Source organism: Kitasatospora sp. NPDC024654, from assembly GCF_055559155.1.
The window spans coordinates 82,028-93,987 of sequence record NZ_JBVHLF010000029.1 but is presented as its reverse complement, the minus strand read 5'-3'; the positions used below and the strand labels follow the sequence as shown (position 1 = coordinate 93,987).

9 protein-coding genes and 4 pseudogenes are annotated in these 11,960 nt (G+C 69.3%); 6 read left to right on the top strand and 7 right to left on the bottom strand.

Annotation, left to right across the window (positions count from 1 at the left end):
- Window positions 1-461: pseudogene (locus tag ACZ38L_RS19180) on the bottom strand (hypothetical protein); the annotation flags it as partial.
- A gap of 98 nt (window positions 462-559) precedes the next feature.
- Between ACZ38L_RS19180 and ACZ38L_RS19175 the strand changes: the two are divergent.
- Window positions 560-955 (top strand): hypothetical protein, encoded by a 396-nt coding sequence (locus tag ACZ38L_RS19175; RefSeq protein ID WP_465694444.1) that lies wholly within the window; start codon window positions 560-562, stop codon window positions 953-955.
- Window positions 956-979: 24 nt separating this feature from the next.
- Here ACZ38L_RS19175 and ACZ38L_RS19170 read toward each other — a convergent pair.
- Together ACZ38L_RS19170 and ACZ38L_RS19165 are read right to left on the bottom strand one after the other, a co-directional pair.
- Window positions 980-1,162 (bottom strand): annotated as a pseudogene (locus ACZ38L_RS19170) (DEAD/DEAH box helicase family protein); the annotation flags it as partial.
- A 194-nt stretch (window positions 1,163-1,356) separates the two neighbouring features.
- Window positions 1,357-1,896, bottom strand: coding sequence for a GNAT family N-acetyltransferase (locus ACZ38L_RS19165; RefSeq protein ID WP_465694440.1), 540 nt, complete (start codon window positions 1,894-1,896; stop codon window positions 1,357-1,359).
- 656 nt (window positions 1,897-2,552) lie between these two features.
- On the opposite strand from ACZ38L_RS19165, the pseudogene ACZ38L_RS19160 reads away from it, so the two are divergent.
- Window positions 2,553-3,278, top strand: a pseudogene (locus tag ACZ38L_RS19160) (cytochrome P450); the annotation flags it as partial.
- A gap of 99 nt (window positions 3,279-3,377) precedes the next feature.
- On the top strand, window positions 3,378-3,671 hold the full coding sequence (locus ACZ38L_RS19155) for an IS3 family transposase (RefSeq protein WP_465694436.1): 294 nt from the start codon (window positions 3,378-3,380) through the stop codon (window positions 3,669-3,671).
- A gap of 156 nt (window positions 3,672-3,827) precedes the next feature.
- Here the strand turns inward: ACZ38L_RS19155 and ACZ38L_RS19150 are convergent, their stop codons facing one another.
- The 3 genes from ACZ38L_RS19150 to ACZ38L_RS19140 all read right to left on the bottom strand — a co-directional run bounded on the left by ACZ38L_RS19150 (window position 3,828) and on the right by ACZ38L_RS19140 (window position 7,481).
- Entirely contained in the window at window positions 3,828-5,486 is a 1,659-nt protein-coding gene (locus ACZ38L_RS19150; RefSeq protein ID WP_465694432.1) for an extracellular solute-binding protein, read from the bottom strand.
- A 118-nt stretch (window positions 5,487-5,604) separates the two neighbouring features.
- Window positions 5,605-6,510: a carbohydrate ABC transporter permease gene (locus ACZ38L_RS19145; protein ID WP_465694428.1), complete on the bottom strand. Its 906-nt coding sequence runs from the start codon at window positions 6,508-6,510 to the stop codon at window positions 5,605-5,607.
- Complete coding sequence (locus tag ACZ38L_RS19140; protein WP_465694424.1) at window positions 6,507-7,481, bottom strand: ABC transporter permease; 975 nt, start codon at window positions 7,479-7,481, stop codon at window positions 6,507-6,509. The genes ACZ38L_RS19145 and ACZ38L_RS19140 overlap by 4 nt, the downstream gene beginning before the upstream one ends.
- A 760-nt stretch (window positions 7,482-8,241) precedes the next feature.
- Here ACZ38L_RS19140 and ACZ38L_RS19135 point away from each other — a divergent pair.
- From ACZ38L_RS19135 to ACZ38L_RS19125, 3 genes and pseudogenes are all read left to right on the top strand, one after another.
- Window positions 8,242-8,532, top strand: a pseudogene (locus tag ACZ38L_RS19135) (DUF2264 domain-containing protein); the annotation flags it as partial.
- Window positions 8,533-8,750: 218 nt separating this feature from the next.
- Complete coding sequence (locus ACZ38L_RS19130; protein WP_465694419.1) at window positions 8,751-9,296, top strand: hypothetical protein; 546 nt, start codon at window positions 8,751-8,753, stop codon at window positions 9,294-9,296.
- Window positions 9,297-9,302: 6 nt separating this feature from the next.
- Window positions 9,303-10,079 (top strand): sugar phosphate isomerase/epimerase family protein, encoded by a 777-nt coding sequence (locus ACZ38L_RS19125; RefSeq protein ID WP_465694415.1) that lies wholly within the window; start codon window positions 9,303-9,305, stop codon window positions 10,077-10,079.
- Between the two features lie 7 nt (window positions 10,080-10,086).
- Here the strand turns inward: ACZ38L_RS19125 and ACZ38L_RS19120 are convergent, their stop codons facing one another.
- The gene (locus ACZ38L_RS19120; RefSeq protein WP_465694412.1) at window positions 10,087-11,139 is read right to left on the bottom strand and encodes a substrate-binding domain-containing protein; all 1,053 of its coding nucleotides are present in this window, start codon (window positions 11,137-11,139) and stop codon (window positions 10,087-10,089) included.
- Between the last annotated feature and the right edge of the window lie 821 nt (window positions 11,140-11,960).

The following is an 11,960-nucleotide window of genomic DNA, read 5'->3' as shown; positions in this document are numbered from 1 at the left end:
GAAGCGCGGGCTGCGACCTGCGGCAACGCGGGGGCTGTTGCGACCCTCCTGACCGGTCTCTGCTGCTCGGCCGAATTGAGCAACAGAGTCCCCGACCGTCTCAAAGACCCGGCCCCGGTCACGCGCGACGCCGCCGGCGCGGTCCTGGCCCACCTGTACGTCGACCAGGTCGGCGACGGCGTCGAACAGCTCCTGGCCCGCTCCACGCTGGCGACGCCGTTGAACGTGGCGTACTCCTCAGCCGTGCCGACGGTGCACTCGGACAGGTGGGAGCGCAGGTAGCCGAGCGCGGCGAACTCCTCGACGCCCAGGGTCTGGGGGTCGCCGGGGATGCACGTCCTGGGCACCAGGTCACTGGCGATATCGCCGCCGAACAGCCACGGATCGCCGGGCTTCGCGGGCTTGCCGACGACCATGCGCAGGACGGTGTCGTCCTCGCCGTCCGGTTCGACCAGCAGCATGCCGTCTGTGTGAAGCTCGTGGACCGTGCGAGCGCGCTCCGGGAGGGCTGGGGGCCGCCCCGCTCCAGGACGACCTGCTGCCGCCGCGCCGCCCGCGCGTGAGCACCCGCAAGGTGAAGTCGCCCATCTCGCGATACCACGAACGTCTCCCCGACGGTCGACCTGACCGCAGCCAGGCCGTGACCGGCCTCGACATCGTGGTGCTCGCGCCATCCGAGTCCGTCGAACTCCCCACCGCCACCGCACTCGAATGGCACCTCGCCCCGGGCGGTCGACGCCGGGAACGCGTCCTCGAACTGTTCCGGCAGGACCCCGCCCGCCTGTGGAGTCCGAGCGAACTCGCCCGCCACCTCGGCGATGTCACACTGCCCAGCCCGCACCGGCAGCTGAACCGCTGGGCCGACGACGGACTGATCGACAAACCCCGGCGGGGCCGCTACAGCGCAACCAATGACCCTGCGTCAACTCGCTTGACGAGCAGCGATGAACGTTAATTTCCCGGCCTTGGGGGAACTTCAGAGTGGCCGCCACGGCGGCCAGTGCTGGAAGTTGTCCGTCTCGGGCAGCCCCGGCGTGATGTCCATGAGCGTCTCGCCGACCTTCTCGGCGTCGAACACCCGAGAATCCGGGATCAGCTGCTGCACGAGGGCGCTGTTCGTCGTCTTGCCTGCGCCGTGGGTGCCGTTGAGCCATACGATCATGGGCCCGACGCTAGCGGTGTTCAGGCCGCGGTCTGCTGCCAAGGACGTCACAGAACTGGCACAGCAGAACATCGCGTTCTGTTCGCCAGCACGTCGCCCGTTGGCGGCAGGCGTTCGTGCTCCACGAGGTCAAGCGGCGGCCGACGCCGACGACCGATCGGTGGCCTCGCGGATCCGCGCTGTCGAGCAGGAGATCAACCGGACGGCGTGACCGGGGCCCGAATGCCGAGCCACTGCTCAGCATTCCAGGCCTGGTACCGCTCTACCTCGGTGAACCCCAGCTTTGCCGCGAGGCGCATCGAGCCGACATTGGCGGTCTGGGTGGCGAGCACCACCGGCTCACCGGGAAGGACACCGGCGAGCCATTCAAGTGCCGCCGCGCACGACTCGGCGGCATACCCGAATCCCCACGCCCGTGGCAGGAACAGGTAGCCGAGATCGGCCTTCCCCGCGGCGGCCGGGCGATGGTGCTCCGGTGCCCTCCTGAGCAGGATCTGGCCGATCATCGCCCCGTCGAGGTCAACGACGAAGCTCCCGGGCCACCGCTCGGGCACCTCGGGCATCTCGCGCTCAAGCTCGTCACGCGGCCGGGGGCCGCCGAGGTAGGTGTGCACCTCCGGCGAGGCGAGCAGCTCGATGAACGCCGCACGGTCCCGGGCCTCGGGCTCACGGAGCACGAGCCGCTCGGTCCTGATCGGCTCAGGTGGCCAGACGACGGGTCCGAGTTCAGTCATGGCGGGCAATCCCTCTCGACGGCAGCGACACCAGGAGACGGTGCCGCAGAGGGGGACGCGTCTGACGAGTGATCCAGTTCCTGGGCAACGGGTCCGCCAACCCGTCGCCGTGCCCAGTGGACTGGCACTGCCGTTCGGCGGCACCGGCGACGTGGTCGCGCTTGTCGGAGCCTTCAGCTCCGGACGTTGCTCGCCGTCCGGAGCCCGCGCCGTCGGGGATATGACACCGAGCACGGAACGATCAAGGTGACACGGAACGCGGAACCGTCAGAACGCCCGGCTCGCAGCGTCGGCATGTGACACCGAAACACGGAACCTACATCTCAGCAGGCTACGCAGCCACATCCACGGCGAAGCCAACGCCCCGCACTTTCTGGGCAGAGTTCACCACGCCGTGGGAAATCTCGACACGGCGGTCGACCAGTGGTCCCAGGCCCTCGAGCTCTATGAGCGCTTCGGGGCACCCGAGGCCAACGCGGTGCGCACGGAGATCGCAGAAGCAACGGGCAGCCGACTGTAGGCAACGCGACCACCGTCCCCTGGCCGGTCCTGCTGCTCGTCGGCAGTCGACACCCTCCCACACCACGACGATCGGACACCTGACACGCAATCAGCAACCAAGCAGGTCACACGGTCCCTGGAGAAGAGCCACACCCTTCCGGGAATGGTCCGACGCGATCGTCGCGTCCGCCGACGTCAGGCCCGAAGAGGACTCCACCGAGCGGGACAAAGCGGGCGACCGGGCACGGGGCGAGATGGGCCGATACCTGGTGAACCTCGCCGAGAAACACCGCGGAAATCCGAGCAACAACATGCTCTCCGCCTTCGTCAACGAGCCGGACCCGGCCCTGCGACTCACCCAGGAAGAACTCGCCGAAACCGCCGTACTGCTGCTCATCGCGGGACACGAGACCACTGTGAACCTGATCACCAACGGGGTACTCACCCTGCTGCGCCACCCCGAGCACCTGGACCGGTTGCGCCGCGAACCGGACCTGCTGCCACGAGCGGTGGAGGAACTGCTGCGCTACGAATCCCCGGTCCACATGCGCGAGCGCATCCCCCTCGCCGACATCGACGTCGCCGGCGCCACCATCCCCGAAGGCGCCTCCGTCGTACTGGTACTGGCCTCGGGCAACCGCGACCCCGAGCGGTTCCACGAGCCCGACCGGTTCGACCCCACCCGCCCGGACAACGAGCACTTCGGCTTCGGCAGCGGTATCCACCTGTGCTACGGCGCACCACTCGCCCGCCTCGAAGCCGAGGCCGCGCTCGGCGCGCTGATCCCCCACCTCCGCACCGCACGCCTGGTCCAGGACCCGCCCCCCTACCGACAGAACGCCATGCTCCGCGGACCCCGCCACCTGCCCATCCAACTCTGAGGCCGCCTGGCAGCACACACCCGGCAGGCAAGGGACGGGTCACCCCCGCGCGCTTGCCCAGGCCACGGGAACCGGCGCCCGGTCGGCCCTGATCGGCTGATGCGCCGACAGCCCGTGCGCGGCGGGGGGACGTGCGCGGTCTCCTCGCCGTTCACGCGGCCGGGGTGCAGAGCGTCCAAGTGGGGATCCCGCCGCGTGCACGGAGAACTCCGACGTCTCGGCCACGAGGTCAGTGCGGCCACCGTCCGCCGCGTACTGCGCACCGCCGGCCTCGGTCCCGTACCGCGCCGTCATCCCGCGCGCCGACGATGGCCGGCCTTCCTCAAGACCCAGGCCGCGGTGGACCTGCAGAGCAGGGCCAGCCACGCGGAGACTCGGGTAGCGAGCAGGTAGATCACCCGTACGAGCACGGGGCTGATCATGCCCAGTCGGCGGCTTGGTGCACCGTTCGCGGTCAGCCGCGGTGAAGCAATTCTGGAGCACTACGGGGAGGTCGCTTCCGCAGCGACCTCCCGGAGCTCCGCGTCGAGGGCGGCCAGGTGCTCCGTGTCAGCCGTGCGACTTTCCGTACTCGGCGGCGAGTTCGGCGGCGGTGGCGTCGCCGCCCTGGCTCTTCCAGCTCTTCACCACGCCGTCCCAGGCGGAGATCGGTTGCTTGCCGGTGACGATGTCGTTGATGCCGTCGTTGACCATGTTCAGCAGGGTGGGCCACTGCTTGTTGCGGGTCGCGGACTGGATACCGAGGGAGGGGTCGGCGACGCCCTTCGGCACGATGTCCACCTGCGCCTGGTAGCAGCGCTTGGCCGCCTCGGGCCGGCCGGGGATGTAGTTCACCATCGGAGGCGAGGCGATGTACCCGAAGGGCAGGTTCGTGCTGTTCTCGACCCTGCCGAGCTCGGTCGGGACCGACGGGCCGCCGTCCTCGCCGCGCGTGAAGTGCACGCCTTCGATGCCATAGTTGATCAACTCGTACTCCTTGGACCCGAACGGCGAGGCGAGGAAGTTCAGGACGCGCAGCAGCATCCTGATGCGCTCCGGTGAGGCCTGCTTCAGCGCGGTGTAGCCGAAATAGCACCGCGCGAACCACGGCGTCGGCGTGGCGCCGGCGTCGTACGGGCGGACGAAGTCCACCTTGAACGTGTCGCCGATGTCCTGGGCGTAGGCGGGGAACCCTCCGAACCCGTCGGTGATGCTGAGGTACCTGCCGTTCGTGAAGAAGTTCTTCGACTGCGTCGTTGCCGTGGTCAGCGCCGCCGGGTCGTACAGGCCCTTGCCGTACCACTCGGCCATGGTGGCGATGGTGGCCTTGAACTGGTCGGTGCCGTAGGTCGGGGTGAAGGTGCCGCTGTCGAGGCTCCACAGGTTCGGGGCGCCGTGCACTCCGGCGTGGGTCAGGTAGCCGAAGGTCGCGGCGGTCGAGGTGCCGAGCGCGTAGTGGCCCTGGGTGTTCAGCGAGACGAGGCCCTTGGTGAGGTCGTCCTTCTTCAGAGCGCCGACCGTCGGCTGCCAGATGCCGGCCGCGGTGAACTTGTCGGAGTCGGCGAAGAAGGAGTTGCCCAGGAGGGGCCGGTGGATCGGCACGCTGTAGATCCGTCCGCCGACGCGGCCCATGGCGTCCCAGGCGTAGCCCGGGATCGCGGCGAGGTTCGGGTAGTTGCTCGCTCCGGCGTCGCCGGACAGGTATTCGCTCAGGTCCGCGCACTTGGCTTGAAGGAACTGAGCCTCGTTGGGCAGCGGCGACCTGCCGAGCAGCATGATGTCCGGTAGGTCGCCGCTGGCCATCATGGTGGAGTACTTCACCACGAAGTCGTCGTCTGGCACCGTGGTCAGCTCGATGTTGACGCCGGCCGCGTCGTTGACGGCCTTCCACATCCTGTTGCCGTCCGGCCCCTTGGGCGGAGCGCCGTAGGTGACCGTCATGACCTTGACGGTGGAGCCGTCACCGGGCTTGGACGGCACCGCCTGCACCAGGTTCGACGGGTAGGTCAGGAACGTGTCCAGCACACCGGACGCCGTCCCCGGCAGGTCCGGATGGAGGCCCTTGACCGGGGTGTAGGTGGGCCACGGGGCCAGCGTCTTGCCGGCGTTGCCGGCCGACGTGGCGGACGTCCCGCTGCCGCACGCCGCCAGGGACGGGAGGGCCGCTGCCGCCACCGCCGAGCCGGCGATGGAGCGGAGGAGGCTTCTGCGGGAGAATTCGGAGTTCATGGCGAAGGGCTCCTTGCGGGGTGGGGATGAGCGCTTTCGTTCGACTCGCGTCCAAGCGGTCGGCGGCGAGTCGATGCCCGGCGGGCAGGTGGTCTGTGGCCGCGTGTGCCGATGCCGGTCAGCTCTTCACGGCGCCGGTGAGAACACCCTTGGTGAAGAAGCGCTGCAGGAACGGGAACGCGGCCGCGATGGGCAGCACACCCATGACGACGATGGCTGCGATGGTCTTCTGTGGTGCGTGCGTCAGCATCGCCTCGCCGGTCTCGGACTGGGCGTTGGTGCTGGTCAGGTACCCGCGCAGGACCGTGGACAGCGGCAGCTGGTCCGCGCTGCTGTTGTTGAGGTAGAGCATCGCCCGGAAGTAGTCGTTCCAGTAGGCGACCGCGTAGTAGAGGCCGACGACGGCGATGACCGCCTTCGACAGTGGCAGCACGATGCGCAGCAGCGTCCTGAGTTCTCCCGCGCCGTCGAGCCGGGCCGCCTCGTGGAGCTCCTCGGGAATGCCCTGGAAGAAGCCGCGCATCACCACCAGGTTGAACACGTTGATCATGACCGGCAGGAACAGGGCACCGAGGTGGTCCGTGAGCTTCAGGTCGGTGACGATCAGGAAGCTCGGGATCATGCCGGCGGGGAACAGGAAGGTGAACAGGATGGCCAGCAGGATCGGCTTGCCGCCCGGGACGTTCGGCCGCGACAGTGCGTAGGCGAGCATGGTCGTGGAGGCCAGGCTCAGGGCCGTGCCGATCGCCGTGACCATCGCGGAGACCAGGATCGCGTGCCCGATGACCCCGCCGTTCAGGACGTCCGCGTAGGCGCGGAGGTCGATCCGGTCCGGCCACAGGGACCAGCCGCCGTTGGCCATCACCTGCCGGTCGGAGGCGATGCTGGTCGCGAGGACCAGCCAGAAGGGGATGGCCACCAGTAGGAGGATGACGACGACGGCCACCGCTTTGGCCGCGCTGACGAGCGACTTCGGCTTGCCCAGCCACGCCGGGCGGACGTTGGTGCTGCCCGTGGCGCTCACTGGTACACCCCTTGCTCTCCGAGCCTGTGCGCGATCTTGTTGGCCCCGATGACGAGGATCAGGGCGATGACACCCTTGAAGAGTCCGGCCGCGGCTCCGGTGGAGAAGTTCCCGTCCTGCACGCCGTGGTAGTAGATGTAGGTGTCCATGACTTCCGAGGCTTGCGGTCCGAAGGTGTCCCGCTGCTGCATGACCTGGTCGAAGCCGACGCTGAGGATGTCGCCGACCCGCATGATCAGCAGCAGCACGATGACCGGGCGGATCGACGGCAGCGTCACGTGCCAGTGCCGTCGGCCCCAGCCCGCACCGTCCAGCGCGGCGGCCTCGTAGAGGCCGTCGTCGACCTGGTAGAGCGCGGCGAGGAAGATGATCGTCCCCCAGCCGCAGTCCTTCCAGATCAGCTCGGTGATCATCATCGGCTTGAACATCGCCGGGTCGGTGAACAGGGTGACCACGTGGTGGTGGATGTCACCGGAGAGCAGCCCGTTGGCCATCCCGTTGGGGCCCAGCACCTGCACGAACAGGCCGACCACGATCACCCACGAGATGAAGTGCGGTAGGTAGGCGAAGCTGACTACCAGCTTGCGGACCCAGTTGCGGGTCAGACTGTGCAGCAGCAGCGCCAGGGCCAGCGACACCGGGAAGAAGAAGAGCAGCTGGAGGCCGGCCAGTTCCAGGGAGTTGACGACCGCCCGCCAGAAGGCCGGGTCCTGCCACAGCACCGTGAAGTTCTGGAAGCCGACCCAGGCGCTGTCCTTGATGCCGACGAACGGCACGTACTCCTTGAACGCGATGACGTTCCCGAGCTGCGCGAGGTACTGGAAGATCGCGAAGTAGAGCACGCCGGGAAGCATCATCAGCAGCAGGACCTTGTCCCGCCGCAGCCGCGTGCGCCGGGAGGCGCCGCGCCGTGCTGGGGGCTCGGCGGCGCGCTCCGCCGGCGACGACCTCCCCGTCACTGCGACAGCCATGTGGCCAACCTCCGTCTTGTCATGTCGATGGATCGGGGGCCCGGGTCGGCAATGAGCGTCCCCTCGCAGCGTAGAGGCCATGGCTGCAGGGGAAGTTGAGAGTCATGGCAGACAGGAGGCGGAAGTTCGACGCGGAGCTCCGTGGGGGGGTGCGGATCGATGTTTCCCATCGGTGTTGCCGCTGGTGTCGTGGCAGGCCGGGCTTCGACGATCACGATGTCGATGCGGGATATCTGCTGGGCCTTCGAGGGGCGCTGGTCGTTGGACGTGCAGAAGCGGGACACCGGCCGTTTGACCCCGCGGACGCTCAGCCGGATGCGACGAGGAGGCAGGAGGCTGTCCGGGACGGCCTTGCCGACGGCGCCGACCAGAGGGGGAACAAGTGTCCAGTGCTCCGGCTGCTGTGATGATCTGGTCGGAGGCGGCTTGGCGCAGCTGCGACCGCGGCGAGGAGTGGTGGACATGACTCGGCTTCTGTGAATGGGGGCCAGCGCACCCGGGGGAGCACCGATCGCCGAACTGTAGCCAGCCAGCGAGGGATGCGGTCATCTTGCAGTCAGCTTCGATCATAGTCAAGAGACAGGTATCAAGTGATCACATCCGATCACACGGGAGCGGTGACGCATCGGTCAGTTTTCCTTGGGATGCCTAGCCCATGACGCCAGATCATCAAGTCATTTGATCGTTCAGTTGGCATATTTGACTTTCGATCTCCGGATCTCTACGTTCGATCCGCCGACCGGACCGAGGAGCATTCACCATGTCCCTGATCCACTCTCCCTCGGAAGACCACGTGCTCAGTCCCCGCACAGGCTGGACCAGGGCGCACTGGGAGGCGGCTGCTGACGGTCTGCTGGCCGTCCTCCGCCACGCAGGGCCGGAGCACGCTCTGATCAACCCCAGCATCTCGGGGACACGCTCGGACGGTCTGGAGTGCTACGCCCGGACCCTTCTGCTGGCCGCCTTCCGGATCGCCGGCGCGAGCGGAGACGGCCCGCACGGCTTCCTGTCCCGCTGTGCCGCGGGCCTGGCCGCCGGCACCCGCACCCCCACCACCGAAGGTGAGCCGACGCCGTCGTCCCGCTCCCGCGGTCCGGTTGGCTCATCGAGTCGACTGTCGCCGACGGGATCGTTCGTCTCCACAACCACGGCGGCGCTGACCAACCCACTGGCCAGGTCCTCCCCGACGATCCGCTGTCCGTACGGCTGGCTCACTCGACCGTCACCGGCCCGGTCCTCGGGGGCGCCACCGACAACCACTTCGGCCTGATGGTCGATGGTGAGCTCAGCGAGCGCGGGCGCATCCAGCCACTGGGCGCGGGCGACGGCTGGGCGGCCTCCGCCCACCATCCCCGGATTGGCGGCGCCGAACTGACCGGAGTCACCGTCACATCCCCGGTCACCGGGGCGGAGCCGGGCGCCGAGGTGCGGCACAGCGGCTGGGCGGCAGCCGGCCACGCTACCGAGGAGATGACAGACGGCCTGCTCGCCCGCGTGGACACCGTCGACCCGTCCGGCGCACCGCTGATCCCCTTCCCGCGGGGCTTCCACGGCCACACCGAAGCCGACGTACGCCGGTTGCCGGCCGGCGCCGCGTTCGGGGCCGTGGGCGCGGTACCGGTCCTGACCGGCCGCACAGAGGAAGGGCCGTCGCTGTTCGTCAGCGCCGTACGGCTCGCGCGGCCGACGGCCCGCGCGTGCGAGCAACTCCGGGTGCGCACCGGCAGGCTCCGGCTCCGAGTGCGCCGGCCGGACGGCACCGAGCACGAGGCGCTCCTCGCCGACGGCGCCGTGAGCTCCCTCCGAAGGGGCTGACCACCCGTGCGAACCGCCTTCTCCACCCTGGGCCTACCCGGTCTCTCGCTCGTCGAGGCCCTCCGGCTCGCCTCCGAGCACGGCTGGCAGGGGCTGGAACTGCGCTGCGCTCCCGGCGAGCCGGTGCACCCGAGGATGTCTGCCGACGAACGGCGCCGCGCGGTACAGGACTTCGCCGCCTCCGGGATCACCCCACTCAGTATCGCGAGCTACCTCGGCATCGCCGCCCCCGGGACCGACGGCCCTCTGGTACGCGCGCTGCGCGACCATCTCCGGCTGGCGACAGACCTCGGCGCCGACTACGTCCGTGTCTTCCCGCGCGGCGGACAGGGGCCGACAGACGCGGCGGATCTGCGCGCTGCCCGGCGCCTGGCCGCCGTTGCCGACGACGCGCAGGAACTCGGCGTTCGGATCCTGCTGGAGACCCACGACTCGCACCGCGGCGGACGTGACATCGCCCGTCTGCTCCAACTGGTCGCGCATCCGGCCGTCGGTGCCCTGTGGGACCTGATGCACACCCACCTGGCCGACGAATCACCCACCGATTCATACGCCGCGCTCGCCCCCCACCTCGGCTACGTCCAGGTCAAGGACATCGCCGGGGCTCACGACCTCGCCCCGCTGCCGCTCGGCGCGGGGCTGCTGCCGATCGCCGACTGCGTGCGCCTGCTGCCACCGGACTGCTGGGTTTCCTGGGAGTACGAGGCATCGTGGTACCCGGACGCCGCCCCCCTGCCGGCCCTGCTGGAGCCGGCTGCGAACTACCTCACCCGGCTGAACTGACGCAATGTCATACGGCTACGCCGCCACAGGAGGAGCGGACCTTCAGCTCCGGCAGCAGCTCCACGTGGTGGACCGGCAGCTCGCCACCCCCCAGGCGGCGCAGCAGCAACTCCAGCGCTGCCGCTCCCACGGCACGCTTGGGCGGTGCGACGGCGGTCAACGGCGGGGCGGCCAGGGCCGCGAACACGTCGTCGTACGAGATCAGGGCAACGTCGTCGGGCACGTGCAGGCCTCGGGTGCGCAGCAGGGGCAACAGCTGGATGGCCTCTTGGTCGTTGTGCACCAGCACTGCCCGCACGCCCGCCGCGACGCCCTCGGCGATCCGTGCCGCGACGGCCTCCGTCTCCCGCCCCGGTTGCTCGATGTCGATCACCGGCTGCGGCTCGAGACCGAGCAGCCGGACGCCCTCGGCGTAGCCGGCCCGCACCTGGAAAGCCGTCCAGCTGTTCCGGCGGGCTGCCAGCGCCACTGAGCCGTGCCCGAGCTCGGCCAGGTGGCGAAGCGCCAGCATGACACCGTGGCGGTGGGCGGAGCTTACCGAGTCCAGGGCGACGCAGACGCTGTCGTCGGGGGCACGGCGCTCCACCAGGACTGTGGGTACGGGGAGTTCGCACATCCAGGAGCTGTGCCAGTCAGGACGCTCCGGTGTCCAGTTCGGCGTGACCAACAGGCCGTCGACTCCGGACTCCAGCAACTGGTCCACCTGCGCGCGGTCGTCGCCCGCCTCGTACGGCGCGATTCCGAGCACCAAGCGCGCGCCGACCGCGATCGCCGCGGACCGCGCACCGCCGATGATCTCGTCGAAGTACTGACGGACCGTGGGAACGAGCATGCCGACGACTCGCTCGCGGCCTTCGGGCACAGCCGGCGAGGTCCCGCTCACGGGCATCGAGACCACGCCGTGCGATCGGTGCAGCGCCCCGGTGTCAGCCAGCGTCGCGACGTCCCGGCGCACGGTGACGGCGGCCAGTCCCAGCCGCTCCGCAAGGTCCACCACGCGAACGGTCCCGAGTTCGCGGACAAGCTCCACGATCTTGGCTCGGCGTGCCTCGGCCGTCATGGTCATCGTCTTCCTCGATCCGGCTCGGAGCGCTACGCGCATGGTCTGGCAAGGATCAATTTGTATCATTCGATCGATACCATGCGAAGTCGGCGGGGCGGCCTGCATCTGCTGGCACACATGGCGCGCCGCGGTCAGTGAGACGGTGGTTGTCGGGTGCCGGGTGGCTTGCCAGGCACCGCCTTGGGACCGCGAACCGTTGAGCGGACGGTCCGAGGGCAGGGAGCTGTCGGAAAACAACTTCGGGTTTCAGTCGGTCTTGCCAATGACTGCTGCTGTCGGTGCGGTGATCGGTGCCGGGCGGGGGCGGCGGTCGAGGGCGTCCAGGATGGGTGTGATCTCGTGGAGGGCGTCGCCGACCGTGCCGGCGGGTGAGCTCTGGGACCTGCTCGACGAAGGTTCGCCGCCCGCAGGACTCGTCAGCGCGGGCAAACCGCTGGCCCCGCAGATGCAGCACCGGCCGCCGGCGACGTGGTGACAGCCGGGGCCGGCTCGTCTCCAGCTCGGCGGCCGGGACGCCGTCGGGCCGCCCTGGGAGAGATGCACATGCCTGGCATGTACGTGCCCGAAAGATTGCGGGTCAAAGCCCTGTTCGCAGGGCCGAAGGCGGGTCTAGCATTCCCGGCACGGCAGCTCCACCACAGTCGACGGGCTGCTGAGCAGAGCGGCCGCGCCCGCGCGGTCGGACCTCCCACGGCCGGGACCGGGGGCACCCCCGTTCCCACGGTCCCGGCCGGCTGCGCGCCGTCGCCCCGCACACCGGCCGCCCCGCTACTCTGCACCCCGGCGCCCGCCGGACCCGAGACGCACAACCCGGGGCC